Below are 25810 nucleotides of genomic sequence, written 5' to 3'. Positions count from 1 at the left end.
GCAATGTCGGGTTACCTGGTGCCCGATTTGGCATGATGCCCGGCAGCGCTCTACGCAGTGCGACAACGGTGCCATGGTCTGATCCCGAACAAGTTCATGCCTTGCGCTACTGAATCTATCCGGTTCGCAACGCCGAACCTTCACCGGGGGAATGCAGCGTAATGGACACCATCATCGACGTCGTCAACAAGATCTTCTGGAGCTACCTGCTGATCTACGGCCTGCTTGCGTTAGGCCTGTATTTCACGGTGCGCCTTTTCTTCGTTCAATTCGCGCTGTTTCCCGAGATGCTGCGCAACGTGATTGGCAGGAAGGGGAAGGACAGCGCCGGCATCACGCCATTCCAGGCGCTCTGCACCAGCCTGGCTTCACGGGTTGGCACGGGCAATATCGCCGGCGTCGCGGTTGCCCTCTACCTCGGCGGGCCGGGTGCGATCTTCTGGATGTGGATGGTGGCCACGCTCGGCATGGCGACCGCCTACGCGGAGTCGACGCTGGCCCAGCTCTACAAGACCAGAAACGAGGATGGCGACTATCGTGGCGGACCGGCCTTCTACATGGCCCATGGACTGAAGGCGCCGTGGGCCGGCGCGCTCTTTTCGGTATGCCTCATCCTGGCCTTTGGCCTGGTGTTCAACGCGGTGCAGGCCAATTCGATTGCCGAATCCATGGAAGGCGCTTTCGGCTTTTCGCGTCTCTGGGTCGGCATCGGGCTGGCGCTGGCAACCGGGTTCGTGATCTTTGGCGGCATCCGCCAGGTGGCGCGGGTGTCGGAAGTCGTAGTGCCTTTCATGGCCCTGGCCTATCTGCTGGTGACGCTGTACGTGATTGTCGTCCACATCAACGAAGTGCCCCGGGTGTTCGGCATGATCATTGGCAGCGCCTTTGGCCTGGACGCCGCGGCTGGCGGCGTCGCCGGCGCGATGCTCAACGGCGTCAAGCGCGGCCTGTTCTCCAACGAGGCCGGCATGGGCTCGGCGCCCAACATCGCAGCGGTTGCCACGCCCGACCCGCATCATCCCTCTTCCCAGGGACTGGTGCAGGCGCTGGGCGTGTTCATCGACACGCTGCTGATCTGCAGCGCCACTGCCTTCCTGATCCTGCTCTCGGGCACGCTGGCGCCCGGTTCCGGCCTGACTGGCACGCCGCTGACCCAGGCCGCAATGCGCATGCACATCGGCGCCGCCGGCGACGATTTCGTCGCCATTGCGATCTTCTTCTTCGCCTTCACTTCCATCATCGGGAATTACAGCTATGCCGAAAATGCCATGACCTTCCTGCGTGCAGGCGGCCGCACCGGCATTACGCTGTTGCGGCTTGGTGTGCTGGCCATGGTCGTGTGGGGTGCTCTGGAAAGCGTGACCACTGTGTTCAATGCGGCCGATGCGTCGATGGGCCTGATGGCCACGGTCAACATGATTGCCATCGTGCTGCTGTCGGGCACCGTGGCCAAGCTGACGCACGACTACCGGCGGCAGCGCAAGGCGGGCGTGAAGCCAGTGTTCGACATCGCCCATTTTCCGGAACTGGCGAGCAAGGTCGACAAGACTATCTGGTCGCGCCCTGCCGAACCGAAAATCTAGCTGCCTGCCCTGACGATTACTGCCGACACGACATGGGTATCGTTGAACACTGCGCGAGCCGCGTCGCCCGGCCTGACAGGATGAATGCCGGTGGCGGCCCCGGTCGACACCCAGTCGCCTTCGTTCAGGCTGCGCCCGCGCGCGGCCAGATGCCGGGCCAGGAACAGCACCGCGGCCAGCGGGCCGCCCGGCACCCTGGCGGCACCGCCCTCGCCTGCCCTGGCGCCATTGATCTCGGTGACTGCGGTGGCGGATGACGGCTCGGTCAGCACGGTCATCGGCAAACGCGGGCCGAGCACCAGTCCGCTGTTGTTGCCGAAGTCGCTGATCACCGCGCCTGGCCCGAGCGCGCTCAGGGTCGCCAGGGGGCTGGCGGCGATCTCGAATGCGGCGTACACCCCTTCCACATAAGGCAGCAGGCTGGCCGGATCGGCGTCAGCCGGCAGTGGCGGCACGGTCCTGGCGATACGAACCGCGAATTCCGCCTCCACCGCCGCATAACCATTCTCGATCACCGGCACCTCCGCGGCGGTGTCCCCGCCTTGCCGGACGGTGCGCGAAAACACCGGGCCGGCAAGGCGCTCGGCCGGGTATTTCTCGCGGAAGGCCGGCTGCACCGCGGCCACCTTCCATCCGGCGACCCGGTCATCCCAGGCCCCGATCGCGATTTCCTGGATTGCATAGGCGCTCTCCAGGCTGGCCGGCAGTTCATCGGCCGGATAGGCGTCTAGCGCGGTGCTTGCCTGCCTGGCCTGGCGGAAGGCGGCGGCTATCTGTTCTGGTGTCATGTTCATCCTGTAGGGCTTATTGGATCTCGCGCAGGCGCTTTTCCTGGCGGCGGGTCAGCAGTTCGATATCGGCGATGTCCTGGGCAGACAGTTTCGGGCCGGGCTTGCGCACCGCCGACGAGGCAATCACGCCGCGCTGCGCCAGGATGTGCTTGCGCACCGCCAGCCCGACGCCGGTCTGCTGTTCATAGCGCGCCAGCGGCAGGTAGGCGTCAAAGAGGTCATGCGCCCGCTCGACATTGCCGGCGGCATGGGCGCGGCAGACGTCCACCATCATTTCCGGGTAAGCGAAGCCGGTCATGGCGCCATCCGCGCCGCGGCTCAGCTCTTCCGGCAGGAACAGGCCGCCGCCATTGCCGGCCAGGATGGACAGGCGGCGCACCTCGCCGCGGTCGCTGGCGGCGCGAATCGCGCTCAGCTTGGCCAGGCCCGGACTGTCCTCGTGCTTGAGCATCACGCAGCTCGGCGAATTCTTCATGATGCGCAGCACCACCGGCGTGGCCATCTGCACCCCGGTCGATACCGGATGGTCCTGCAATACCCAAGGCACCTGGGCGCCCAGGGTTTCGGTCACCATGTCGAAATAGGCAATGATCTGGTCGTCGGTGCGCAGGGTCGATGCCGGCGCCACCATGACGCCGGCCGCGCCCATGTCCATCACGCTCTTGGCCAGCTCGCCCATGGGCGCAAACCCGGGCGCGGAAGCGCCGACGATGACCGGCACGCGGCCCCGGACCCGGTCCAGCACCCGCCTGGCGAATGTCCGCGATTCCTCGGCGGTCAGCTTGCTGGCCTCGCCCATGATGCCGAGGATGGTCAGGCCGTCGACGCCGCTCTCCAGGCAGAAGTCGACCATGCGGTCGGTGCTGTCGAGGTCGAGCGCGCCGTTATCCGAGAACGGCGTGACGGTGATCAGATAGACGCCTTTGGCGGATTCATCAAACACGGGCATGGCTGCTCCTTGAGTCATTGTGTCGTCGGGATGGACAGGCTTATTTGGCGAATACCTGGCTCATGTCGCCGAACGCCTTGAATTCCAGCGCATTGCCCGACGGATCGAGGAAGAACATGGTGGCCTGCTCGCCGGTCTGGCCCTTGAAGCGGATATGCGGCTCGATGATGAAGCGTATGCCGGCGGCCTCGAGGCGGTCGGCCAGCGACTGCCATTGTTCCATGGACAGGATGGCGCCGAAATGGCGCACCGGCACGTCGTCGCCATCCACCGCGTTGCGCGCGCTGGCGCCGGTTTCCTCAGGCGCCAGGTGGGCGACCACCTGGTGGCCATAGAAATCGAAGTCGACCCAGGCGTCCGAGCTGCGGCCTTCCGGGCAGCCCAGCAGTTCGCCGTAGAAGCCGCGCGCCGCCGCGAGGTCGTGTACGGGGAAGGCGAGATGGAACAGTGGCACAGGCGTGGCTTGCATGATGATCCTTAATGGTTGGCGAGGCGGTTGGCAGGGCATTCCGAAACGAAGACGATTATATAAAGGCTGCGCGCGAAACAGAAATGAGTCTTGCCAAGGCTGAGCATGCGTTATTCTCATGCTTGCTTTCAAAAATGCCGAGGATGTTCACATGCTGCGTTACCTGCGCACGTTCCTGGTGGCCGCTGAAACCGCCTCGTTTTCGGCAGCCGGAGAGCGCCTGGGCCTGACGCAGTCCGCCGTCAGCCTGCAGATGCGCAAGCTGGAGGAAGACCTCGGCTGCCAGCTGTTCGAACGCACCGGCAAGTCGGTGAAGCTGGGGCCGGAAGGCCGCCGCATCCTGGCCGACGCGGCCCGCATGCTGGAACTCTACGAAGGCATGCGCGGACAGCCGGGCGGCACTGGCGAACCGGCGCGGCTGGAGGTCGGCGCCATATCGACCGTGCAGGCCACGCTGCTGCCCAGGGCGCTGCAGCAGTTTCGCAGGCATCATCCGGCCGTGCATATCAACATCGTTCCCGGCATGTCGGTGCAGCTGCTGTCGCAGGTCGACACGCGGGAACTCGACCTGGCGGTGATGATCCGTCCCCGGCTGGGCATACCGGCAGACCTGAAATGGCTGACGGTAATGCGCGAGCGCTACATCGGCATTGCGCCGCCCGGCATGCCGGGCGACCTGAAGAGCCTGCCGGCGCGCCTGCCTTTCATCCGCTACAACCGGCATTCCCATGGCGGCCAGCTGGTGGACCAGTTCCTGAGAGCGCAGCGGATATGGGTCACGGAAGGCATGGAGCTGGATGAGCCGGCGGTCATCCTGCAGATGGTGCGTGAGGGTCTGGGCTGGGCAGTGGTGCCTGGCGACCTGATCCAGGCGACAAGCGACGGCAGCGTCAGCCACTTTGACTTGCCGGGGCCTGCGCTGCTGCGCGAGGTCGGCGTGCTGGTAAGGCGCCCGGCATTGCAGCGGCCGGCGATTGCCATGCTGGTGACCTGCCTGCGGGAACGTGCCGACCAGCTATCGGGCTAGCCAGGCGCTTCCATGGCCGGCACGGTTCTGGTGACCGGCGAACTGGGCAGATAGGGCGAGCGCGTGGTGGCGGCATCCACCATCGTGCGGAAGGCTGATGGCGCATCCGGCGCGCCATCGCAAACGGTGCTGGCATGGCGCGCGCGGCCCAGCGGCAGGGAGTAGCGCAGCTGGACCCGGTTGTCGCTGTACTCCGCGCCCCGGATCTGCAGGAAACCCAGCCGGAACGCGCCCTTCTCGTACGCCAGGTCGGTCTTGCTCAAGCCGTGGCCGCCGGTATAGCGGCCATGCAGCCGGCTGCAGTCGGCGAAGGTATGGAAGTAATCCAGGCTGCCCGACGCCTGCCTGTCGCGGGCATAGGCTGCCAGTGGATTGTCATAGGCCGTGCTCTCCGTCTGGTAGCTCAGCTCGACCCGGGTGCGAAGCATGGGGCGTGCGGCCAGTTTCAGCATGGTGCCGGCCAGCGTGCCCATTTCCAGCCCGTCGGATGCCGTGCTGCGGCGATCCGCGCCGGCCGTGCGCGAAACGAAGACGGTCACGCCGGCTTCGGGCAGCATCCTGCTCTTGCCCCACTGCTTGCGGAAGGTCGACAGATAGCTGGTCTGGAGCACGGTCCTGGCGTCGCCGTTCTGCGCATAGGCGGCATCGGAGGCGCGCAGCTGCGACATGGACAGCAGGATGCGCGCATCGGGACGTGTCGCATACACTGCATTGAGCACCAGCTCGGATGCCTTGTTGCGCACGGTATAGGCGCCGCCCATGGCCAGCCGGTTCGATACCAGCCAGCCCTTTTCCAGCGAGAGCGAAGGCAGATCATCCCGGTAGTTATCCAGGCGCATGCCGACCATGCCATCGGCAGCGCCCTCGCGCAGGGCGATGCTTTCAGGCGCCACATGGAGCGCATCGGCCTGCTCGGCACGTTCTTCGCCAGGCAGCGACGGCAGTTCGGCCGCCAGGTCCGCGCCGCCCATGACCAGCCTGTCCTGGCCGGCGTGGCACAGCACGGGCAGGAGCATCAGCGAGACCGCGCGCCATGCGCGGCCAGCGATGTGCAGGCGCAGAGGCGCATTGGCGACCGGACGGAGGGGTGCGGACAGGACTTGGCGGGATGAATTCGGCATTGTGGTTATTCTGGCCTGGCCGACGGCTTGTTTGTTATATGCAGATCAACTTGGATTGCATGCGCTCCGGAAAGTTCACTCAGGAAATTTCCTTGGCTGACTAGCAAAGCGCATCCGATGCCTTGTTCAACGTTGTTCAACGTTCCTTCAAACCAGCTCATGACGGCGCAGTGAGCTGGCTGGCCGGATATGTTTCTCGATCAGCGCCAGCATCGCCTGCGCAGCCAGTGACAAGGCCTGATCACGCCGCTTCACGATCAGAATCGGGCGCATCGGTTCGCCGGCTTCCAGCGGGACAGCCACCAGCCCCATCTGCCGGAACTGGAACAGGGTCAGTTCCGGCACCAGGCTGATGCCCAGTCCCTGTTCCACCAGGCCGGCCACGGTGGCCAGATGCTCGACCTCGAAGCCCGCATGCGCGGCATCGACGCCGCGCAGCAGCAGGTCGACATGCTGGCGCACGCTGGACGACTTGGCGAGATGGATGATGGAATGCCCGGCGAGATCGGCGACCCGGACTTTGCGCTTCCCTGCCAGCGCATGGTCGGCCCGGCAGACCAGATAGAAGGGATCGCTGCACAGCAGCTTGGTCTCGAACTCGGCGAAGCTGGCGCCGGGCGCGGTCAGCACCAGATCCACCCTGCCCTGCCGCAGCAGCGCCAGGCACTGGTCGGACAAGGTGTCCTGCAGGGTCACCGTGACGCCCGGGTAAAGCGCCCTGTACTGCGCAATGACCGCGGGCAGTCCCTTGGCGGCCAGCGAGGGCAGCGCGGCGATGGATACCCGTCCGCGACGGCGCGCCACGTACTCGGCCATGTCGTCGAAGGCGGCATCGATTTCCCCGATCAGGTTGCGCGCCACCTGGGCGAACAGCTCGCCTTCCGGCGTCAGCGTCACCTTGCGGGTACTGCGTTCGAACAGCCTGGCGCCGACCGCGGCTTCGAGCTTCTTGATCATCACGCTGAATGCGGACTGGGACGTATGGCAGCGCTCGGCGGCGCGGGTGAAATGCTTCAGTTCGTCCAGCGCGACGAATGCCTGCAGCAGGCGGGTGGAAATATTGGCCTTCATGAATTGATCTCGAAATACGATGAATTGATCGTATCTTTCCATTTTACTCAATGAAAAACAGGCGCCACAATCTGCGCCATGTTCAATGCAGTTGCCGGCAGCGTCGCTGGCGCGATTGGGGGCGATATGAAACGCATCAGGATTGGCGGCGGCGCCGGTTATTCGGGAGACCGCATCGAGCCAGCCGTCGAACTGGCGGAAAAGGGCGACATCGACTACCTGGTCTTCGAATGCCTGGCCGAACGCACGATCGCGCTGGCGCAGCGCGCCAGGCTGGCTGACCCCGATGCCGGCTACGATCCGCTGCTTGACGAGCGCATGCGGGCCGTGCTGCCGCTGTGCGCGGCCAAAGGCATACGCATCGTCACCAACATGGGCGCGGCCAATCCGCTGGCCGCCGCCGCCCGCATCCGCGAGATTGCCCGGTCGTTGCAGTTGCCGGGCCTGCGGGTCGCCGCCGTGCAGGGCGACGACGTCACCGAAGTCCTCCGCCGCGGCAGTTACCTCGATGACGCCGGCCTGCCGCTGGACCGGCTGGGAGAACGGCTGCTGTCGGCCAATGCCTACCTGGGGGCGCAACCGCTGGTGGAAGCGCTGTCGCAGGGCGCCGACATCGTCGTCACCGGGCGCGCCGCCGACCCTGCCCTGGTGCTGGCGCCGCTGATCCATGAGTTCGGCTGGGCCATGGACGACTGGCAGCGGCTGGGACAAGGCACCCTGGTCGGCCATCTGCTGGAATGCGCCGGGCAGATTACCGGCGGCTATTTCGCCGACCCCGGCTACAAGGATGTGCCCGGACTGGCACGCCTGGGCTTTCCGATCGGCGAAGTCGACGAGGAAGGGAACGTCGTCATCAGCAAGGTGGCAGGCAGCGGCGGGCGGGTCAGCGCTGCCACCTGCAAGGAACAGATGCTGTACGAGATCCACGACCCGGCCGCCTATTTGACGCCGGACGTGGTTGCCGACTTTTCCAATGTGCGCATGGAAGAGATCGGCATCGACCAGGTGCGCATCAGCGGCGCGACCGGCCGCCCCCGCCCGCCGACGCTGAAAGTATCGGTCGGCTATGTGGACAGCTATATCGGCGAGGGACAGATGTCCTATGCCGGGCCGGGCGCGCTGGCACGTGCGGAACTGGCGTTGGCGATCGTTGAGGAACGGCTGGAGCTGACCGGCGTGCAGGCCAGCGAAATGCGTTATGAGCTGCTCGGCGTGAATGCGATGCATGGCGGCCAGTCCGGCCAGATGCCGGTCGAGCCCTATGAAGTGCGCATCCGCGTCGCCGGCCGCACCGACAGCATGCGGGAGGCAATGCGCATCGCCAATGAAGTGGAAACCCTGTACACCTGCGGCCCGGCGGCGGGCGGCGGCGCGACGAAATCGGCACGCGACGTGGTCGCGGTAGTGTCTGCCCTGTTGCCGCGCGAGGCCGTGGTTGCCACCGTCCATATGGAGGAAAGCTGAGATGCTGCTGCGCGACATCGCCCATTCCCGGGCCGGGGACAAGGGCAATATTTCCAATATCTCGGTGATTGCCTATGACCCGGCGGATTATCCGCTGCTGGAGCGCTGGCTCACTGCCGAGCGGGTGCGACAGCATCTGCACGCCATCGTGCATGGAGAAGTGCGGCGCTACGCCCTGCCCGGCCTGGGCGCACTGAACTTTGTACTGCATGATGCGCTGGCTGGCGGCGTGACCCGCTCGCTGGCCCTGGACGCCCATGGCAAGACCCTGAGTTCAGCGCTGCTGACGCTGGAGATTCCGGAAGCGCAACGCCGCGGCACCCCTTGATCCGGCCGGCCCCGCGAACTAAGGGCGTAAGGGCGCCCGTTAGGCCTGCTATCCCCATCCCGATACATCCCTATCCAAAGAGGAGACAAGACATGACCATCACCCATCTGCACCGCTTCATCCTGTCCGCGAGTTGCCTGCTTACCGCCGCCGGCGCGTATGCACAGGGGACGTTCCCGGAAAAGCCGATCCGCTTCGTGGTGCCCTTCGCAGCCGGTACCGCGACCGATCAGCTGGCGCGCGCGGTCGGCCAGGCCATCAGCGTGGAAACCAGGCAGCAGGTCATTGTCGACAACAAGCCGGGCGCCAACGGATTCATCGGCGCCACCGAAGCGGCACGCGCGGCGCCGGACGGCTACACCGTGTTCATCACAACCAACACCACCCATGCGGCGGCGGAGCACCTGTTCAGGAAACTGCCCTACGACCCGGTCAAGGACTTCGCCCCGGTCACTGCGCTGGGCAAGGGCGGACAGATGATGGTGGTCAGCATGGATTTTCCGGCGACCAGCGTAAAGGAGTTCATAGCCCAGGCGAAGAAGGCGCCGGGCAAGATCACCTTCGGCAGCGGCAGCTCGTCCAGCCGGATCGCCGGGGAGCTGTTCCAGCAGCTGGCGGGCGTGGAATTGCTGCATGTGCCTTACAAGAGCAACACCTTCGCCATTACCGACCTGCTGGGCGGCCAGATCCAGATGATGATTACCGACACCGCGACCGGAATGCCGCATATCCGCAGCGGCAAGCTGCGGCCGCTGGGTTATTCGGCCAAGACCCGGTCGCCCCTGGCACCGGAGGTGCCCACCATCGAGGAAGCCGGAGTAAAGGGTTATGACATTGGCTACTGGTTCGCTGCCTACGCACCCGCCCGGACGCCCCAGCCGGTCGTGGCCAGGCTGAATGAATTGCTGTCCCGTGCGGCAAAAAGCCCTGCCGCCAGCAGCGCCTTCTATGCCACGAGCGGCACCGAGGTATTTGTCACTTCGCCGGATGAACTCGCGAAATTCCAGGCCGCGGAATCGCAGAAATGGGGAGAAATCATACGCAAGGCCGGCATCGAGAAGGAATGAGCCGGTCTGGAAACAGTGCTGGTTTTGGCAATGCCATGCGCTCTTTTTACGTTTAGCGTCACGCGGTAGCGAACGTTCATCGTGCACAGTCCCCTGCATCAAAGAGCAGATGGATTGAGGTGTACTGTCAATGATGGACACCCTCGTGTCAGGCGTCCTGCAGATGTCATGTCTGAAGGTATCAGCAAACACTGCGGGCGACAGGCAACCAAGGTGTGAACAGCGCCGCTGGCGGTTATAAAAGATCCCGATATATTCCTGAATCACAGCCTTGGCATGGGCACGCGTTTCGTAGCGTTGATGGTGTGTCAAATCATTTTTGAGGCTGTCCCAGATGCTTTCCATCGGAGCGTTATCGAAGCAATTTCCCTTACGGGACATTGACGCCTGCATGCCAAGCCGGTCCGGCAGCTCGCGATAGTCAGAGTAAAGCCAGCCTTCTCCGGAAGGTACATAAGTGATGTAGACCAGCCATCGCTGGCTTGGAGCCGTCGGTTTGAATTGCTGCTCCAGCAGATTAGGCGCCACCGCCAACTCATGCTGGGAATTGGTCGTGGCTTTGAACTTGCGCTTTTGCTTGCAGCGCAAGCCCAATTCCCGCCGCAGCCCCCGATCCGGTCCGGTCCCGCGAGGACTCCGTGGGCGGCGAGTTCCGGCTGCATCCGGCACGCGCCATGGGTTTCACGGATCTGCCGGTGGACTGCCTTAATGGCGATCTTCAGCCGTTCGTCGGTTTGCCGGCGTCGCGACGGCTTGCGGGCGAGCCAGGCATAAAATCCGCTGGGCGAGACTTCAAACACGCGGCATAGCAGTGCAACCGGGTAGTCGAGCCGCATCGTCTCCAATGCGCTACCGGGCAGCGGCTCCCGGGAGGAGATGCCGTTGTCGTTGTCCCACGCATGCCAGCCCTGACCCAGTTTGCCAGCGCTCCCTTGGGCACCGACAGCCGTTGCGCCGCTGCTTCCGGGGATAGTCCCTGCTCCGGTACGACCTTGTCCGCTTCGGCCCGAAACTCGGGCGTATAGGTCCCCGCATCTGTTCTCGTCAGGCGTTCTTCCATTGATGCAGTTCATCAAACGGTAGTGTCCGCAAGATTCAGCCTACCTCACCGGCGGCCAACCTTGCCGACGTGGACAACCTCGTTGGTACAATTTGACGTCAGCAGTCCTCGGTTGTTTTTGGCGTGAGATACCTCTGACAACGCGCTTCGGCACGAGACCGCTTACCTTCTTTCATGAAATATCCGGGCTAGGCAGCGAGGTTGCACACCGCTTGTTCCTTTTCCTATTGCACCGGCACATGACTGGTGCGAAACAGATTGATCTCTATAATGGCGCGGGCGTACCATCCGGCATGCCTTGAGCGGGTTCGCTTCAACCAGGCGCCGGCCGGCAAGCCAGCGCCACCCCATGGTTCGCCACCTGTCCAGAATTCACCAGCCAGGGCCAGCAAGCGGCAAACACCGCATGGCGCCTGTCCGGCACGCTGCCCCGCGCAGCATCCTCATCGGAGATAACGATTTATGGCTGCACCCAATGACAACATCAGCATGGCCCTGTACTGCGACTTCGAAAACGTCGCGCTCGGCGTGCGCGATGCCAAGTACGACAAATTCAACATTCGGCCGGTGCTGGAACGGCTGCTGCTCAAGGGCAGCATCGTGGTCAAGAAGGCCTATTGCGACTGGGACCGCTACAAGGAATTCAAGCCGCAGATGCATGAGGCATCCTTCGAGCTGATCGAGATACCGCATGTGCGCATGTCCGGCAAGAACTCGGCCGACATCCGCTTGGTCGTCGATGCACTCGACCTCTGCTACACCAAGTCGCATGTGAACACCTTCGTCATCATCAGCGGCGACTCCGACTTTTCGCCGCTGGTGTCCAAGCTGCGGGAAAACGCCAAGTACGTGATCGGCGTCGGCGTCAAGGATTCCACCTCCGACCTGCTGGTGGCCAACTGCGACGAGTTCATCTTCATCGACGACCTGGTCCGTGAAAGCCGGCGTGCCGCCGCCAGCCGCGAAACCCGCCAGTCGCCGGCCGCCGGCCGTCGCCCGGCCCCGGTGGAGGACGAGCACAAGCCCAAGGAAAGCCTGGAAGTGCGCAAGAACCGCGCGGTCGACCTGGCCTCGGAGACCTTCGAGGCGCTGATGGCCGAGCGCGGCGACAATGGCAAGATCTGGGCATCCGCGCTGAAACAGGCGATCAAGCGCAGAAAGCCCGACTTCAATGAGGTGTACTTCGGCTTTCGCACCTTCGGCAATCTGCTGGAAGAACTGCAGTCGCGCGGCATGCTGGAGATCGGCCGCGATGACAAGTCGGGTTCCTATGTGTACCGCAGCAGCCGGGCGCTGGCCGAGGCCGCGAACCTGATCCCGCTCGGGACCGTTGAGGCGCCAGTCGCCGAGAAGCCGGAAGCCGCAGGCCGTGGCCGCCGCAATGAACGCGATCAGCGCCATCGCTCCCAGCGCGAGGAGTCGGCGGAAGCCGCAGCGCCGGCGCCGGTGGTGGCCTGGTACGAGCCTGGTGCGCAGCTGGAACCTGAAGCGGCACAGGTGCCGGAAGAGCAGTCTCCGGCTGCGTCCCCGAACGCGCTGGAGGAAACAGCCGAGGCGCCGTCCACGTCCGCCGGACCGGACCAGGTCGCCGGCGAGGAAGGCCAGGAACAGGGCCGTCGGCGCGGCGCCCGCAAGTCCGCGCGCGGCCGGCAAGGCGCAAACCAGGCTGAAGCCGCAAACGCCATTCCAGCGCCAGCCGCCGAACCCGAAGCCCTGCCACAGCCAGCACTGGCTGCCGATGCCATTGATTCGTCCGCATCCCTGGCCATGACGGAAACTGTGTCAAGCCCAGGCATAGATCTGCCGGTCAGCAATGCGCAGCGCCGCGCCATGCGCAACAGCCGGATGCCGGCCCGCGCCCGGAAAGCGGCCGAAGTCCAGCCTGTCGCCACGGACGCTGCGCCGGCAACGGCAGGCAGCGCCTTGCCGCCCGCGGAGGTCGCCGAGAGCGACCGCGGCGACGGCACGCGCCGCGGCGGGCGCCGGACCAGGTCAGGCGCCGAAGCCAGGCCGGCAACGGCCAGCGATGCCACGCCGCGTCTGGACACGCCGCAGGTGCAGGAAGAGCCCGACGCGCCGCAGCCGGCGCCGGCAAAGAAGCGCAGCAGCCGTTCCACCCGGGCCCGCAAGCCGAAAGCGGACGCAGCGGCGGAATAAATCGGGCGGCGGCGCGGCGACCGGGAACAATGCAACATCGAACCGGTCGAAGCGTTCTTTCAGCGGGGTTGCCATGCCACAGACCGTGTCGTTCAAGGGCTATACCGTGTCAGGCAGCGCCCGTCCCGCCCAGGGCCGCTGGCAAGCCTCGTTCATCATTGAAAAGGACAGCCGGCTGATACAGAAAGCTGCCTTCATGCTGTCGGCCTGCGCCGTATCGGCGGCTGAACAGGCCGCCATCCTGCGCGGACTGCAGCGCGTCAATGAGTGGGAAGACGAGTAGGAGCCCGCACCGTATGCGTCCTGCCGTCGCGCGCAGTCATGCCGCCGTTCAGCGCGCCGTGCCGGAGCCGGAACCCGAAGTACCTCCCGAACCAGCGCTGGTCGTGCCGCCCAGCTTGCCGCTGCCATTGTCCGCGCCGACCGTAGCCGATGTCGAACCGCCGGACGTCGAACCCGTAGCCGTGCCGGTGCTGTTGCCCGGCCCGCCCGAAGCGCTGGAGTTGGCATCGCCCTTGTTGCAGGCGGTGATCGACAAAGCCATTGCGGTAATGGCGAGCAGCCGCGCACCCGTGCCGGAAAGTGCTTGCATAAAATCTCCTTGAAATGGTCATGGATCAGCAGGCGCCCGGCCTGCTGCATGCCGGGCTTGGCTCTGCACGTTGCGGGAAGATCAGTCCTGTGCGCCGGCACCGCCGGCGCCCCGGTCCGGCGCCTGCCTTGGCGCGGCGCCGGCATGGTAGACCGTCTTGATATTGACGAATTCCTGGATGCCGAACCAGGACAGCTCGCGCCCATAGCCTGACTGCTTGACGCCGCCAAACGGCAGGCGGGGGTCGGATTTGACCAGTGCATTCACGAACACGCTGCCTGCCTGCAGTTCACGCGCAATTCGGTCGGCACGCGGCTTGTCGGCAGTGAAGACCGCTGCGCCGAGGCCAAAAACAGACTGGTTTGCCAGAGTCACCGCATGCTGCTCGTCGTCCGCTTCGATCAATGCCGCCACCGGGCCGAAGATCTCGTCATCGAAGGCAGTAATGCCCGGCCGCACGCCGGACAGCACGGTGGGCGGATAGTAGGCGCCGGGCCCGTCCGGCACCACGCCGCCGGTCAGCAGCCGGGCGCCCTGCTGCACGCTCTGCATCACCTGCTCATGCACCTGGTCGCGCAGGTCGGCACGCGCCATCGGCCCGATGTCGGTTGCCTCGTCCATCGGATCGCCGAAGCGGATCCCCTGGAATTTTTCCAGATAGCGCTGCTCGAACTGTTTGAACAGCGGCTTGACGACAATGAAGCGCTTCGCGGCAATGCAACTTTGCCCGGCATTGATCAGACGACTTTTCACGCAGATTTCCACCGCCAGGTCGAGATCGGCATCTTCCAGCACCAGATAGGCGTCGCTGCCGCCCAGTTCCAGTACGGTTTTCTTCAGTTCAGACCCGGCAATGCCGGCCACCGACCTGCCGGCTGGCGTACTCCCCGTCAGGGTTACCGCGCTGATGAGCGGATGCCGTATCAGCCGCTCCACCCGCTTGCTTTCGACGAGCAGCACGGTAAAGGCATGCTCGGGAAAACCGGCGTCCCGGAAAATATCCTGAATGGCCAGTGCGCAGCCTGACACATTGGACGCATGCTTGAGCACACCGACATTGCCGGCCATTAAAGCCGGCGCGGCAAACCGGAATACCTGCCAGAACGGGAAATTCCAGGGCATCACCGCCAGCACCACGCCCAGCGGATCATAGGCAACGTAACTTTCCTCCGCATCGCTTTCGATGACTTGCTTCTGCAGGAACCGGTACGCATTTTCGGCATAAAAATCACAACAATCGGCACATTTCTGCACTTCGGCAACGCCGTCGCGTAAAACCTTGCCCATTTCCTGCGCCATCAAAAGAGCCAGTGTATTTTTCCGATCGCGTAAAAGTGCAGCAGCACCACGCAGCAATTTGGCCCGGTCAGTAAAAGAACTTTTATGCCATTTCTGAAATGTGTCGGCAGCCCCCTGCAAGCACTGGTCAATCACCTCGTCGCTCTGCGTTTCGAAGGATTTGATTTTCAGCCCGGTATGCGGGTTAATGCTTTCCATTTTGCATCCCTTTGCTTGGTCAATAATTGTGGCGAATGGTGAGTTAGCGCGGCGAGTTGAAAATGGAATTTCCGGAATCGGGCAGTCATATTCTCCCCTCAGCATCCTCTTCGCCAAGCCCCTTGAATACGACCATTGCGGGATAAAGACGTTCACCCAAAAAAATTGATCACTTTTCTATAACAATTTTCTCGGTTTTAAATATCTGGCTCCAAGACTGTTATCGAAAAATGAAAATGGCACCACCACCGGAATTTGCGCGGGACCCAAACAGATTACTGATGCCGCAAGCGCACCAGCATGGGGCATCTTCCATTGGAAGCATGGAAGCTTTCAGGACCAATGCCTTTAAAAGCGTTACTGAAAATAATTCGGTAACAAATGATTTATTAGCAACTTTTTAAAGGGTTAGTGTTTGGAACATAAAAACCTTTTCGCTCCGGATTCAGCAGATGTTAGAAGGTGATTAATATCAAACCCGATGTTTTCACAGTTGAAATATTCGCTTAATTAATATAGGATTCGGTCGCCATCAATATACGGCACTGCTCAACCAATTACAGGGATCAATATGGCTACTTACAAAGAAATACAAGCGAAGATCGAAGACCTGCAAAAACAGGCCGCTGCGCAGCGCGAAAGCGAATTGGGTGCAGCGGTTCAGCGCATCAAGGAAATGATGTCGGAATACGGTATTACGGTGGCTGATCTCCAGTCTTCAAAAAAGGGCGGTTCGAAGAAATCCAGCGTGGTGCAATTTCGTAATAGCGAAACCGGCGATACCTGGAGCGGCCGCGGAAGAATGCCGAACTGGCTTTCGGGCAAAGACAAGGAACAATTCCGCGTCTGATGCAATCCAGGACCCGGCTGACGTCGCGGTCCGCCGGCACAAATTCACTCCTGCGATTCAGCCAGGAAGTATTTGTGTCGGCAAATGCCTCCCACCTCGAATGGCAGGCGGGTGCCGAACCCGAAGCAGACAACATGCTTGTCCTCTCTCCTTGCTCTTCCCGAAATCATTTCAATATTGCAATTGCTGACGGAGTCAGGTAAGCGGCCGCATAGGTCGTTATACTTCAGGGATTCATTTTGGGGAAACGCATGAAGAAGCAACTGCTCATCACACTGCTGGCCGGTCTCACTGTGGCAACACAAGCCGCGCCGTTGGCGCCGGCACAGCAACAGGCGCAGGCGGCCAATCTCTCCGCGCAGATTCTCACCCGCCATCACTATCGGGCAGTGCCGCTGGATGATGCGATGTCCCAGAAGATCTTTGATCGTTATCTGAAGATGCTGGACCCGGAACATCTGTTCTTCCTGCAGACCGACCTGGCGCAATTTTCCTCGTTGCGCTCCCGGCTGGACGATGCGATCTTCCAGGAAGACCTGCGGGTACCGTTCGATATATTTAATCTCTATCAGCAACGCGTGACCGAGCGGCTCGGTTATGCCCGTGAGCTGCTGAAGCAGGATTTCGATTTCTCCCAGAACGAAACCTACCAGTACCAGCGCGACAAGGAACCCTGGCCTGCGACCCAGGATGAAATGCGCGACCTGTGGCGCAAGCGGGTCAAGAGCGACTGGCTGCGCCTGAAGCTGGCCGGCAAGGATGACAAGTTCATCCGATCCACACTCGACAAGCGTTACGCAAGCAATATCGCCCGCGTGGAGAAATACAAGGCCGACGACGTGTTCCAGGTCTTCATGGATTCCTATGCCACCTCGATCGAGCCGCATACCGACTACATGAGTCCGACCGCATCGGCCGACTTCGATATCGCCATGAGCCTCTCGCTGGTCGGCATTGGCGCGGTGCTGCAGGAGCGGGAGGAATACACCACCATCCGCGACCTTGTTCCTGGCGGCCCGGCGGCGCTGTCGAGCAAGCTCAAGGTCGGCGACCGCATCGTCGCAGTCGGCCAGGGCGCCGATGGCGCGATGACGGACATCGTTGGCTGGAGGGTCAACGACGTGGTCGGCCTGATCCGCGGCGCCAAGGACACCACCGTGCGGCTCGATGTGCTGCCGGCGGACGCCGGTCCGGACGCCAAGGCCCGCCGCATTGCCCTGGTTCGCAACAAGATCAGCCTGGAGCGCCAGGCCGCGAAGAAGTCGGTGATCCAGGTCAGGGAGGGATCGGCCACGCGCCAGGTCGGCGTCATCACCTTGCCGATGTTCTACCAGGACATCGAAGCCCGGCGACGCGGCGACAAGGAATTCAAGAGCGCCGCACGCGACGTTGCTCGCCTGCTCGACGAACTGAAGAAGGACAAGATAGACAGCGTGCTGATCGACCTGCGCAACAACGGCGGCGGCTCGCTCGATGAAGCCATCGAGCTGACCAGCCTCTTCACCGGTGTTGGCCCGGTACTGCAGGAGCGCAACTCGCGCGGCGACATCAAGGTCGACAGCGCCAAGGCGCCGCGCGCGGTCTGGAACGGCACCATGGGCGTGCTGATCAACCGCGGCTCGGCATCCGCCTCGGAGATTTTCGCCGCCGCGATCCAGGACTACGGACGTGGCGTGGTCATCGGCGAACCCAGCTTCGGCAAAGGCACGGTGCAGACCGTGGTCAATCTCGACCAGATGGCGCGCAATGAAAAGCCGCAGTTCGGCGAGCTGAAAATGACGATCGCCCAGTTCTTCCGCATCAATGGCGGCACCACCCAGCTGCGCGGCGTCGTGCCCGACATCAAGTTCCCGACCGTCTCCGACACTGAGCAATTCGGCGAGTCCAGCTATGACAACGCGTTGCCATGGACCCAGATCAAGCCAGCCGGCTTCACCCCTTTGGGCGACCTGTCCCGGCTCCTGCCGGTGCTGGAAAGCCGCCACGCCAACCGGATCGCCAAGGACAAGGACTTCCAGTACCTGCTGGAAGACCTGCGCGAAGTGCAGGAACAGCGCAGCAAGCGTCAGCTATCCCTGAACGAAGCGGAGCGCCGCCGCGAGCGTGAGTTGCGCGAGGCACGGCTGAAGCAGCGCGAAGAAGGCAAGGATACCGAAGCCGCATCCAAGGGCGGCAAGGCCGGCCGCCAGGCTGCTGCCAGAAAGATCGTCCCGCAGGATGCCGGCCTGCAGGCCGGCGAACGCAGCCTCAGCGAAGAACTGGCGGACGAAAAGGCGCAGAAGGAAGCCAAGGATGTATGGCTCAATGAAGCCGCGCACATCGTCGGCGACACCGCCACGCTGATCAAGGCGGAACCGAAACTGGCCGCGCGTGGCACGCCTTCCGGTAATTCTCCAGGGATTACCGAGGCGGGCAAGCGCTGATCACGCAGCAGTTTGCCATCAATCATCCAGGCCGATACGCCCGAGCACAGCGGTGCCGGAAACTGCACATATTCCAGCACCGTCTGGGCAACTGCCTGTACCGGACCATGTTACTGGCGGAAAACGGTTTGCCCGAGCAGTTCTGACAGGTTCAGGGAAACGCCGGCGTAAAGGCTGCGCCTGCCGAACTCCACCAGCCGCCCGCAGACGTCGGAACAGCCCCGCGCACGATAGCCCACCGCCACTTTGATATAGCGCAGCACAGGATGATGGCGCAGGGCATCCACGCCGCTGGCCTTGGGTACCAGCAGATAGGTCTGGCTGGAATAGTCGCCGAACGGCTCGAAACGGCGGCCGCTCACTCTGGATGTCCAATCAGGCCCGGCGGCGATGCCGCGTGCATCTGTCGGCCGCTGCAAATATGCATCGGCCGACCAAAAAATTTTGCTGTCATTATGGCTAGTTCTGCCAAAGAGGCGCATGATAGGACGTTCGTGGAAAAGTAAAATCCTGAAGTCGAAATAGTAAAATGAAGAACGGTTCCGGAAGTGAAAAGCAGGACATGAGCGCGTCTCCGAATTCTCTTGAAAATCTGCTGCTGCAGAGTTGCATACAGCCGGCGACAACGCAGTCGGCAATCGAGGACCCGGGTGGCTTGCAGGCGCAAATCAATCTCGTTCTTCAATTCATGCAGGCCTGCATCGCCCAAGCCAGACTCGAAAACGGCCTTCATGCGCCGGAAGTCCAGCAGGTCCTGGCGCATTTCCACGCAGTGCATCCGCTACTGCAGCAAGTGCCTGCCATGCTTGACCTGCTGTTGAAAGCCGGCATCGAGATCAACGGCAATCCCTTCCTCGACGAAGACACGACATTGCACGCGCTGCGTCAATTTCTTCGTTCCGGGAGCATCAAGCCAGTGTTGTCGCGAGTCGTCTATGATCTTGAGCCAGACCAGGTGGAAATTGTCGAGGACTTGCTGGATATCGATCCGGAACATGACTTGGCGGAAGACGCCATCAACGGCGGCTTCTTTCCTGCGGCCGAAATCCACAAGACCGGTTCCTTCCCGCTTTCGGAACTGGTCGGCCCGCGCGGCCAGGCGGACGGCTGCAAGGAATGGGACTGGGTATGTAACAACAGCGGCCTGACGCGGCACACTTCCGGCGACAGGCGCATTGCGGGATTCGTGCTCGACATGAACTGCACACTGCCCGAAATCCCGGCCAGGCTGCGCCCGATGCTGGCGGAAGCCCGGCGCAAGGGCTTGGGCTACCTGATCTTTTATTAAAGGCGCCTGGTATTTTCAGCGCTGCCGGGAACTGCAAAAGAATGCGTTTGTTCAACGCAGCTTGTTCGAAACAATATCGGGGCCATTGAAACGCAACTAGTCACCGCACGTCGTCTCTCATAGCCACAGCCAGCCCGGGCGCGGCTAACTCGCCCGGCCGCCAACATGGACAAGGAGATTTGAGATGGCAAGAATTCAGCAATCGGTAGATATCAACGTGCCGGCGCATGTTGCATATAACCAACTTACGCAGTTCGAAGACTATCCCCGCTTCATGCAGGAAGTGGAGTCGGCGCAGCAGGTCGACAACACCCATGTCCGCTGGACTACCCGGATCGGTCAGCAGACGCGCGACTGGAACTCGGAAATCATCGAGCAGCAGCCTGACCAATCCATTGCATGGCGCAACCTGGACGGCCCGGTCAATACGGGTCGGGTTGACGTGCAGGCACTGGGCGAGAACGGCGCCCGCGTGACCTTCACCTTGGAAGCCAATGCCGCGCACGCCGGCACCGAAGGCGACCATGCGATGGCGAAGCAGGTGCAGGAAGATTTGCAGCGTCTGAAAAAGCTGATGGAAACCCAAGGCCAGGAAACTGGCGCCTGGCGCGGCGAGGTGTATGGCGGCCAGGTTACCGGTAACGAGCGCCACCCGACCCCTGGCGCAGCAGGCTCAGGCGATCTGTCGGAAAACGCGTTCTCAAAAGACACCGGCGGGCCTAATGCCGGTGGCCGCTTCAATGTCGCGGCAGAGGTGAATCTCGACCAGCAATCCAATGCCGTCCGCCATGCGGGTAAGCTGCCGCACCAAAGCACGGAAGGATATGGTGACATGCGCACGAATGAGGCAATGAGGAATGCGCTGCAGGGCAACGGAGAGCCGGATGCGGAGGATAAGGAGAAACTGGACGATTCAATCAGACGCGCCGTACCGCCATCCAACTGATCACGCACCGGGAGCGGCGTGAAACAGCGCCGCGTTGACAAAGTAGCGGCGCGCTGGGCGACCCGGGCGCCTCATGCATTACGGAAGATTTATGCTCGCACGAGTCCCGGCGTGGCGACTGACCTGCTGGCGTCATTTGCGGCAATACGTAGGGAAGACTTCATGTTGTTGCACAATTTTTTTTCACGGCTCAGTCTGGCCATCAGTTCCTGCATTGCAACCGCCATACGCTGATTTGCAGCCAGCTGTGGCTGTCTGAGGCTTGCCTGGCGGAGCTCGCTGTTCCAGAGCAATTCAACATGTTCATTTGTCAGGCCGGCCTTATGGGCCAGCCACGGTAATACTTTTGGCGTTTTCATTTTCTACCTGCAAGTGCTGTTTCCGGCGTGACCTGCACACGGCATGACGACGACATTTGCATATATCGCGCCACGATCGCGGCTGCCCTTTCTGTTTAACGGTGTGGGCCATGTTTGATCCACGTTTCGTCTTCTACAGGGAATATAGTGGCACCAGCCGCAAAGACACCATTTTCATTGCGGATACTGGCTATCCATCGCGTGAATGGATGAGGTCGTACCTCGCGGCTGCGGGGGAATGCAGGAGCTGGAGCGCTGGCAGAAAGGTTCGCTAAGGTGCACCAACAATAGCCCTGCCGACTGCCTTCATTCAGTCACTGAAGGTCATTGCGCCGCACCGGCGCCGGAGGCTCTTTTGCTGGAGGCAGCGGCGGACGATCCGGCTCCCTGACAGGTGGATGATCTGAACGATTCGGGCGTGGACCGGGTATCGGAATACCTTCTGGAATAAACGGTTCGTCCGGTGCCTTATGAAGATTCCTGGTCACTCTCGCTGCCTGCAATCTCATGCTCGCTCCTGCTGGCTAGGGTTATCACTTTGGGAAATAAAGCGGAAAGAATAAGAGCGCAGCCAGACCCAATGCACCCAGACAGGTCATGATTGTCACCACAAAGCGCGCGATCCTGTCAGACTTTTCAGGCCATCCGGCCTTGCCGAAAACCAGCGGTTTGATCGGTGTAGGGTTCATCTGCAATCAAGGGCGTACAGGTTACCGTCCCGGCCAAGCCCAAGGAACAAACTGTTGTGGAACGGATCGCGGATCGTGCCACGCGTTGCTTGGACCGTCAGAAATCCGATATTGTTCGCAGGCGCAACCCTTGCATCGGAAAGAGAAAGGGGAACCTTTTTTCAACCAGTCGCATCGTCGCGCCATATCCACCAGACAGGTGTTCTTGCCAATGACCAGCGCGTTGGAGTTTTGAACCTGATTAGTCCGCCCTGAAGAATTCTAGTTTTCAATAAGCGGGCACTTGCGATGAGCAAGCCCTGAGTTTATTGATGATGAGTCGGATGTTATGCCCGGCACCGCACAATACGGCATTGAGGGCATCGCCAAGGGCACCTTTGAGCCAGTTACGGCCCAGTTTGCCATCGCTCTTCATATGCCCAATCGTCGGTTCGATGGCGCTACGGCGCCGAATCATGGCTTTGAGCCCACGTGTTACACCACGTCTCTGCCCGGAGCGCCAGATCTTTACATGGTCAACCTCGACACCCTTGTAGCAGCGGTCGACGAACACCATTTCCGGTGCGACGTCCGACAGGATGGCCGCCTGCTCCAGGGCTTCGTGCAGGGTGTGGCCGTCGTATGGGTTGCCCGGCATGGAGCGTGCCCCAACCACCAGGCCCTCTTTCAAGGTCGTCACGATCGACACCTTGACGCCGAACTCGTAGCGCATGCGCGCCTTGCCCTTGCTGATGCACTCGACTTCTGGGGCATGCAACGCATATAGCTTGTTCTTGTCCTTGGGCCGTTGCTGCAGGATGCGGCGGGTACGGCCAAGCAGTTCATCAAGCCATTCCCGAGCTTCAGGTGACACACGCTGCAGCTGCCGCTCGATGTCACGCTGCACGCGCCCCACGCGGGAGCGCAACGCCCGTAAGGCGCGGCGCATGCGCTTGAACTGGCGGGCATGGGCGTACTGCGCGACCTGACGGACCAGACGCGGCGCCAGGCGATTGTAATTCTGGCGCAGCGACAGGCCGTACTGCCGGGCCGCTTTAACGAGCAAGACACGACTCTTCTCCAGCAGCGCGGAATCGGTCGGCGGCGCAATTGCCTTGGCCATGACAGTCGTATCGACGATGACGCGTTTGATGCTGGCCGGCTTGACCACGCTGGCGCGCTTGGCCGCCTCGATGCTCTGCCCGAGCAGGTCCTCCATACCGACTTCGCCCAGCCGCTGGCGCCAGCGTGACAGGCTAGACGGGTCGATGGGTGGCGCGGTCTGCAGATGCGTCTCGCCGGTGAACACCTGATCGCGGTAGGAATGCCGGTTACCTGGCACCCCCCGCACGGATCCCGGCGTGCGCAATTCACGCACCGGGCTCCTACCTTGGGTGTTTGACGGCAAAGCGACGCTCCGGCCATGGATGAAGGATTTTCGCTGGCGGCAACCAGTCATTGCCGATTCGCTCCATGCGCTCCCACGTCATGCCGTCTTTCTGACTTCGTCGTTGCAGCGTGCGGCGCCAGAGCTTTATGACATTGTGACGAAAGGACTGTAATGCATGGATGTTCATCGGCACTGCATGGTAGGCAAAGTACCCTCGCACCACCTGAGCGAGCCACGTCCCCTGAACCGGGATGGAATCGTGCATTCGCTTACGCAGTTGCTCCTTGATGTCCCTGAGTTTCGCCCGCATACGGTCTGCCCTGCTTTTACGACGCAGCATATAGGTGCCGCGTCGTGCTTTACTGCAGACATGGGTAAATCCCAGGAAGGTAAAGGTCTCCGGTTTGCCAAGACCACGCTGCTGTCTTCGTTCAGCCGCATAGCGGCCAAACTCCAGCAGTCGGGTCTTGTCCGGGTGGAGTGTGAGTGCAAATTGCGCTAACCGCTCACGCATCGCGTCCCAGAACCGCCGACCGTCCGCTTCGTACTGATAGCCTACGACAATGTCATCGGCATACCGCACGATGATGACCTTGCCTTTGGCTTCCCGCCGACGCCAACGATCTGCCCAGAGATCGAAGACGTAGTGCAGGTACACATTCGCGAGCAGTGGCGAAGCCACTGCCCCTTGCGGCGTACCCAGTTCATTAACGCTCAGTTCCCCGTCGTTCAGGACGCCCGCCTTGAGCCACTTCTGCACAAGACGGATGATGCGTGTATCGCCGATCCGGTGCTCCATGAAATGCACCAACCATTCCTGGTTAACCGCGTCAAAGAAGCCCTGGATATCGGCGTCGAGTATCCAGTTCACTGGCGTGGTCGTGATCCCTGTTGCCAGGGCATCGAGCGCATCATGCTGACTGCGCCCGGGTCGAAATCCGTACGAGAACCCGAGGAAATCTGCCTCGTAGACCGCGTTGAGGATTTCCACGACGGCACGCTGGACGATTTTATCCTCCAGCGCGGTCACGCCCAATGGGCGCTGCTTGCCGTCAGACTTCAGGATGAACCTTCGTCTGACCGGCAGCGCCCGGTATGCGCCGCTGTGTATCCGGCCATGCAGGTCCTGAAGATGCGCTTCCAGATTGCCGTCATAGTCCGTTCACGTCTGTCCATCAACACCCGGGGCGGCCCTGCGCCGCAGCGCATAGAAGGCCTTTTCCAGGAATTCGACAGTGACGTGGTGCAGTAGCGCAGTGAACCGTTCCTTCTTCCGCAACTTTGCTGCTTGCCGTACGCGTTCCAGCTTCTGGGACACGCTTCCCCGGTTCTGCGCCCGGCGCGTGCGTTGCTGTCCCGCGTGTCCCTCGGTCCCCGCCCTTGGCTCCGCCTGCTCCGCAGCCAGCAAGCCGGCCTTGTTCGCAAGCTTCTTCGCTACTATGGCGGAGTCTGACTTCTCTCGTCCGTACATCATCGGCTTCGGCTCCTCGCCTTCCCGATGCGGACCTGTCCGGTACGGCAACAGGCCAGCCGAGAGATCTCCCGGTTCCCGCGCAAGGCGCTTACATGCATGCCAGGGTCTTCGACCACGCCGGACCGTCGGGCACTGACGATAGCGCGCCCGCACGTATTGCCTTCCGCATACTGGAGTACGTCGGCATCCGGGAAATAAACCATTTCGTGGCTCCATGGCTGGCCTACATGCACCCCTACCGACGCTTCGCAGCCGCCCTCGCGGGCGACCACGCACGGCTCGGGGCCGATGTGGTTCGCTAAACCTTCATCGCAGTGGACTTTCACCACCTGCATCTTGCCGGTCTCCCGGCGCACCCAGTATGGGTTCTCCACCCAGCCCCAGACGACTTCTTCATCTGACAGATCGAAGGTGTGCTGCAAGTACAGCAGGCCGGCGACCAAGCGCGGCCGTAAGGGCGGGCGACGATGTTTGGGCCCCATGGCCTCATAGGCGACCTGGGCGATGGCGTTCCAGTCAATCAGCTTGGCCAGCACGATAAGCGGATGCTGCAGGTTGAGGTGTTCCAGCAATGGAAACTCTTGCCGTTGTGCCGGTGCTGGCTTTCCGGAATGATGACGCGGGTCCATTTCGGCCTCATCAAAATTTGCAGGAAAATGAATATGACACCAGCCGAACCTTGCAAATTCCACGGCCTCATTTCGAGCCTCACCCCGCGGGCAGACTCGGCCAAAACGATTTTTCAGCGCGGACTGACTAATGTCTCGCATGGTAGGACCGGCTTTCGTACCCATCAAAAGGTTCCTGACCCCGGCCTCGACAAGCGTGGGGACATCCGGCAGATCGGGATTGCGCCTGGAACCTGTAATGGCCAGCACCCGTAGGCAGCCGCTCTTGTGTCCAGTCACCAGACCAGTTGCAATCGCGCAGACCGCCTGTATATTATTGCTCATCAAATGCAGGGTTGCCGCAGCGGTGCCTTTGTAATACCAACACCCGATCCACAACGTCCCGGATGAGGGCAACGGATTTCTTCGTCTGGCAAGAGCGTCGCCGGGAATTTGGCCGTTCCAACGCCCCAAAGCAAAAACCCCCGGCGCCTTCTGGCGCCGGGGGTTTTCTAATAACAGCCTGACGATGACCTACTTTCACACTGGTTGCAGCACTATCATCGGCGCAAAGTCGTTTCACGGTCCTGTTCGGGATGGGAAGGGGTGGTACCAACTCGCTATGGTC

The 25810-nt window shown here is 61.9% G+C and carries 23 protein-coding genes, 1 rRNA gene and 5 pseudogenes; 11 read left to right on the top strand and 18 right to left on the bottom strand.

The features are described 5' to 3' along the window. The first annotated feature begins 161 nt into the window (after positions 1-161). Positions 162-1583, top strand: coding sequence for an alanine/glycine:cation symporter family protein (locus IGW04_RS08005; protein WP_194712538.1), 1422 nt, complete (start codon positions 162-164; stop codon positions 1581-1583). Here IGW04_RS08005 and IGW04_RS08000 read toward each other — a convergent pair. Genes IGW04_RS08000 through IGW04_RS07990 form a run of 3 tightly spaced genes read right to left on the bottom strand, consistent with a single transcriptional unit; the run spans position 1580 to position 3792 of the window. Further along, a complete protein-coding gene (locus tag IGW04_RS08000; protein ID WP_194712537.1) occupies positions 1580-2371 on the bottom strand; it encodes a 2-keto-4-pentenoate hydratase in 792 nt (263 codons plus the stop codon). The two genes, IGW04_RS08005 and IGW04_RS08000, sit on opposite strands and share 4 nt — an antisense overlap. A gap of 16 nt (positions 2372-2387) precedes the next feature. Continuing rightward, positions 2388-3323, bottom strand: coding sequence for a dihydrodipicolinate synthase family protein (locus IGW04_RS07995; protein ID WP_194712536.1), 936 nt, complete (start codon positions 3321-3323; stop codon positions 2388-2390). A gap of 40 nt (positions 3324-3363) precedes the next feature. Then, the gene (locus tag IGW04_RS07990) at positions 3364-3792 is read right to left on the bottom strand and encodes a VOC family protein (protein WP_194712535.1); all 429 of its coding nucleotides are present in this window, start codon (positions 3790-3792) and stop codon (positions 3364-3366) included. Between the two features lie 151 nt (positions 3793-3943). Between IGW04_RS07990 and IGW04_RS07985 the strand changes: the two genes are divergently transcribed. After that, complete coding sequence (locus tag IGW04_RS07985) at positions 3944-4819, top strand: LysR family transcriptional regulator (protein WP_194712534.1); 876 nt, start codon at positions 3944-3946, stop codon at positions 4817-4819. Here the strand turns inward: IGW04_RS07985 and IGW04_RS07980 are convergent. After that, on the bottom strand, positions 4816-5940 hold the full coding sequence (locus tag IGW04_RS07980) for a hypothetical protein (protein WP_194712533.1): 1125 nt from the start codon (positions 5938-5940) through the stop codon (positions 4816-4818). The two genes, IGW04_RS07985 and IGW04_RS07980, sit on opposite strands and share 4 nt — an antisense overlap. Before the next feature lie 147 nt (positions 5941-6087). Continuing rightward, the gene (locus IGW04_RS07975) at positions 6088-7011 is read right to left on the bottom strand and encodes a LysR family transcriptional regulator (RefSeq protein WP_194712532.1); all 924 of its coding nucleotides are present in this window, start codon (positions 7009-7011) and stop codon (positions 6088-6090) included. A 126-nt stretch (positions 7012-7137) separates the two neighbouring features. Here IGW04_RS07975 and IGW04_RS07970 point away from each other — a divergent pair, with 126 nt between their 5' ends. The 3 genes from IGW04_RS07970 to IGW04_RS07960 all read left to right on the top strand — a co-directional run bounded on the left by IGW04_RS07970 (position 7138) and on the right by IGW04_RS07960 (position 9870). Next, positions 7138-8475: an acyclic terpene utilization AtuA family protein gene (locus IGW04_RS07970; protein ID WP_194712644.1), complete on the top strand. Its 1338-nt coding sequence runs from the start codon at positions 7138-7140 to the stop codon at positions 8473-8475. Position 8476: 1 nt separating this feature from the next. Then, complete coding sequence (locus IGW04_RS07965; RefSeq protein WP_194712531.1) at positions 8477-8803, top strand: AtuA-related protein; 327 nt, start codon at positions 8477-8479, stop codon at positions 8801-8803. A gap of 92 nt (positions 8804-8895) precedes the next feature. Continuing rightward, a complete protein-coding gene (locus tag IGW04_RS07960) occupies positions 8896-9870 on the top strand; it encodes a Bug family tripartite tricarboxylate transporter substrate binding protein (protein WP_194712530.1) in 975 nt (324 codons plus the stop codon). A gap of 186 nt (positions 9871-10056) precedes the next feature. Here the strand turns inward: IGW04_RS07960 and IGW04_RS07955 are convergent. Then, positions 10057-10930 (bottom strand): annotated as a pseudogene (locus tag IGW04_RS07955) (IS3 family transposase); the annotation flags it as partial. A 462-nt stretch (positions 10931-11392) separates the two neighbouring features. On the opposite strand from IGW04_RS07955, the gene IGW04_RS07950 reads away from it, so the two are divergent. Together IGW04_RS07950 and IGW04_RS07945 are read left to right on the top strand one after the other, a co-directional pair. Continuing rightward, a complete protein-coding gene (locus tag IGW04_RS07950; RefSeq protein ID WP_194712529.1) occupies positions 11393-13087 on the top strand; it encodes an NYN domain-containing protein in 1695 nt (564 codons plus the stop codon). Positions 13088-13160: 73 nt separating this feature from the next. Further along, complete coding sequence (locus tag IGW04_RS07945) at positions 13161-13370, top strand: hypothetical protein (RefSeq protein ID WP_194712528.1); 210 nt, start codon at positions 13161-13163, stop codon at positions 13368-13370. 48 nt (positions 13371-13418) lie between these two features. Here the strand turns inward: IGW04_RS07945 and IGW04_RS07940 are convergent, their stop codons facing one another. Together IGW04_RS07940 and IGW04_RS07935 are read right to left on the bottom strand one after the other, a co-directional pair. Continuing rightward, positions 13419-13679 (bottom strand): hypothetical protein, encoded by a 261-nt coding sequence (locus tag IGW04_RS07940; protein ID WP_194712527.1) that lies wholly within the window; start codon positions 13677-13679, stop codon positions 13419-13421. 81 nt (positions 13680-13760) lie between these two features. Further along, positions 13761-15332: an NAD-dependent succinate-semialdehyde dehydrogenase gene (locus IGW04_RS07935; protein ID WP_323744832.1), complete on the bottom strand. Its 1572-nt coding sequence runs from the start codon at positions 15330-15332 to the stop codon at positions 13761-13763. A gap of 415 nt (positions 15333-15747) precedes the next feature. Here IGW04_RS07935 and IGW04_RS07930 point away from each other — a divergent pair, with 415 nt between their 5' ends. Together IGW04_RS07930 and IGW04_RS07925 are read left to right on the top strand one after the other, a co-directional pair. After that, a complete protein-coding gene (locus tag IGW04_RS07930) occupies positions 15748-16026 on the top strand; it encodes an H-NS histone family protein (RefSeq protein WP_194712526.1) in 279 nt (92 codons plus the stop codon). A 251-nt stretch (positions 16027-16277) separates the two neighbouring features. Continuing rightward, positions 16278-18449 (top strand): carboxy terminal-processing peptidase, encoded by a 2172-nt coding sequence (locus IGW04_RS07925; protein ID WP_194712525.1) that lies wholly within the window; start codon positions 16278-16280, stop codon positions 18447-18449. A gap of 110 nt (positions 18450-18559) precedes the next feature. Here IGW04_RS07925 and IGW04_RS07920 read toward each other — a convergent pair whose 3' ends face one another. Together IGW04_RS07920 and IGW04_RS07915 are read right to left on the bottom strand one after the other, a co-directional pair. Then, entirely contained in the window at positions 18560-18811 is a 252-nt protein-coding gene (locus IGW04_RS07920; RefSeq protein WP_194712524.1) for a hypothetical protein, read from the bottom strand. After that, complete coding sequence (locus IGW04_RS07915) at positions 18808-19212, bottom strand: hypothetical protein (RefSeq protein WP_194712523.1); 405 nt, start codon at positions 19210-19212, stop codon at positions 18808-18810. Before IGW04_RS07915 ends, IGW04_RS07920 begins: the two co-directional genes overlap by 4 nt. A 39-nt stretch (positions 19213-19251) precedes the next feature. Here IGW04_RS07915 and IGW04_RS07910 point away from each other — a divergent pair, with 39 nt between their 5' ends. Together IGW04_RS07910 and IGW04_RS07905 are read left to right on the top strand one after the other, a co-directional pair. Then, positions 19252-19737, top strand: coding sequence for a hypothetical protein (locus tag IGW04_RS07910; RefSeq protein ID WP_194712522.1), 486 nt, complete (start codon positions 19252-19254; stop codon positions 19735-19737). Positions 19738-19921: 184 nt separating this feature from the next. Then, complete coding sequence (locus tag IGW04_RS07905; protein WP_194712521.1) at positions 19922-20683, top strand: SRPBCC family protein; 762 nt, start codon at positions 19922-19924, stop codon at positions 20681-20683. Positions 20684-20772: 89 nt separating this feature from the next. Here the strand turns inward: IGW04_RS07905 and IGW04_RS07900 are convergent, their stop codons facing one another. The 8 genes and pseudogenes from IGW04_RS07900 to rrf form a co-directional block, all read right to left on the bottom strand. Beyond that, the gene (locus IGW04_RS07900) at positions 20773-21042 is read right to left on the bottom strand and encodes a hypothetical protein (RefSeq protein ID WP_194712520.1); all 270 of its coding nucleotides are present in this window, start codon (positions 21040-21042) and stop codon (positions 20773-20775) included. Positions 21043-21575: 533 nt separating this feature from the next. Then, a complete protein-coding gene (locus IGW04_RS07895) occupies positions 21576-21731 on the bottom strand; it encodes a hypothetical protein (RefSeq protein WP_194712519.1) in 156 nt (51 codons plus the stop codon). Positions 21732-21999: 268 nt separating this feature from the next. Beyond that, positions 22000-23022, bottom strand: a pseudogene (locus tag IGW04_RS07890) (IS5 family transposase); the annotation flags it as partial. A gap of 73 nt (positions 23023-23095) precedes the next feature. Beyond that, positions 23096-24247, bottom strand: a pseudogene (gene ltrA, locus IGW04_RS07885) (group II intron reverse transcriptase/maturase); the annotation flags it as partial. Between the two features lie 15 nt (positions 24248-24262). After that, complete coding sequence (locus IGW04_RS26295; protein WP_456093972.1) at positions 24263-24574, bottom strand: hypothetical protein; 312 nt, start codon at positions 24572-24574, stop codon at positions 24263-24265. Between the two features lie 356 nt (positions 24575-24930). After that, positions 24931-25203: pseudogene (locus IGW04_RS25640) on the bottom strand (transposase); the annotation flags it as partial. Positions 25204-25377: 174 nt separating this feature from the next. After that, positions 25378-25581: pseudogene (locus tag IGW04_RS25635) on the bottom strand (tripartite tricarboxylate transporter substrate-binding protein); the annotation flags it as partial. Positions 25582-25703: 122 nt separating this feature from the next. Further along, positions 25704-25810: ribosomal RNA gene (rrf, locus tag IGW04_RS07875) — 5S ribosomal RNA — on the bottom strand; the annotation flags it as partial.

Origin of the sequence: Noviherbaspirillum soli (genome assembly GCF_015352955.1) — a bacterium.
GTDB lineage: Bacteria > Pseudomonadota > Gammaproteobacteria > Burkholderiales > Burkholderiaceae_D > Noviherbaspirillum_A > Noviherbaspirillum_A soli.
The sequence above is the reverse complement of the archived record's forward strand: the minus strand, read 5'-3'. Positions and strand labels throughout refer to the sequence as shown.

Excerpts from the sequence above, each read along its gene's own strand:
- IGW04_RS08005 (WP_194712538.1), top strand. The coding sequence starts at position 162 with ATGGACACCATCATCGACGTCGTCAACAAGATCTTCTGGAGCTACCTG.
- IGW04_RS08000 (WP_194712537.1), bottom strand. The coding sequence starts at position 2,371 with ATGACACCAGAACAGATAGCCGCCGCCTTCCGCCAGGCCAGGCAGGCA.
- IGW04_RS07995 (WP_194712536.1), bottom strand. The coding sequence starts at position 3,323 with ATGCCCGTGTTTGATGAATCCGCCAAAGGCGTCTATCTGATCACCGTC.
- IGW04_RS07990 (WP_194712535.1), bottom strand. The coding sequence starts at position 3,792 with ATGCAAGCCACGCCTGTGCCACTGTTCCATCTCGCCTTCCCCGTACAC.
- IGW04_RS07985 (WP_194712534.1), top strand. The coding sequence starts at position 3,944 with ATGCTGCGTTACCTGCGCACGTTCCTGGTGGCCGCTGAAACCGCCTCG.
- IGW04_RS07980 (WP_194712533.1), bottom strand. The coding sequence starts at position 5,940 with ATGCCGAATTCATCCCGCCAAGTCCTGTCCGCACCCCTCCGTCCGGTC.
- IGW04_RS07975 (WP_194712532.1), bottom strand. The coding sequence starts at position 7,011 with ATGAAGGCCAATATTTCCACCCGCCTGCTGCAGGCATTCGTCGCGCTG.
- IGW04_RS07970 (WP_194712644.1), top strand. The coding sequence starts at position 7,138 with ATGAAACGCATCAGGATTGGCGGCGGCGCCGGTTATTCGGGAGACCGC.
- IGW04_RS07965 (WP_194712531.1), top strand. The coding sequence starts at position 8,477 with ATGCTGCTGCGCGACATCGCCCATTCCCGGGCCGGGGACAAGGGCAAT.
- IGW04_RS07960 (WP_194712530.1), top strand. The coding sequence starts at position 8,896 with ATGACCATCACCCATCTGCACCGCTTCATCCTGTCCGCGAGTTGCCTG.
- IGW04_RS07950 (WP_194712529.1), top strand. The coding sequence starts at position 11,393 with ATGGCTGCACCCAATGACAACATCAGCATGGCCCTGTACTGCGACTTC.
- IGW04_RS07945 (WP_194712528.1), top strand. The coding sequence starts at position 13,161 with ATGCCACAGACCGTGTCGTTCAAGGGCTATACCGTGTCAGGCAGCGCC.
- IGW04_RS07940 (WP_194712527.1), bottom strand. The coding sequence starts at position 13,679 with ATGCAAGCACTTTCCGGCACGGGTGCGCGGCTGCTCGCCATTACCGCA.
- IGW04_RS07930 (WP_194712526.1), top strand. The coding sequence starts at position 15,748 with ATGGCTACTTACAAAGAAATACAAGCGAAGATCGAAGACCTGCAAAAA.
- IGW04_RS07925 (WP_194712525.1), top strand. The coding sequence starts at position 16,278 with ATGAAGAAGCAACTGCTCATCACACTGCTGGCCGGTCTCACTGTGGCA.
- IGW04_RS07915 (WP_194712523.1), bottom strand. The coding sequence starts at position 19,212 with ATGCGCCAGGACCTGCTGGACTTCCGGCGCATGAAGGCCGTTTTCGAG.
- IGW04_RS07910 (WP_194712522.1), top strand. The coding sequence starts at position 19,252 with ATGCTTGACCTGCTGTTGAAAGCCGGCATCGAGATCAACGGCAATCCC.
- IGW04_RS07905 (WP_194712521.1), top strand. The coding sequence starts at position 19,922 with ATGGCAAGAATTCAGCAATCGGTAGATATCAACGTGCCGGCGCATGTT.
- IGW04_RS07900 (WP_194712520.1), bottom strand. The coding sequence starts at position 21,042 with ATGAAAACGCCAAAAGTATTACCGTGGCTGGCCCATAAGGCCGGCCTG.
- IGW04_RS07895 (WP_194712519.1), bottom strand. The coding sequence starts at position 21,731 with ATGAACCCTACACCGATCAAACCGCTGGTTTTCGGCAAGGCCGGATGG.
- IGW04_RS26295 (WP_456093972.1), bottom strand. The coding sequence starts at position 24,574 with ATGATGTACGGACGAGAGAAGTCAGACTCCGCCATAGTAGCGAAGAAG.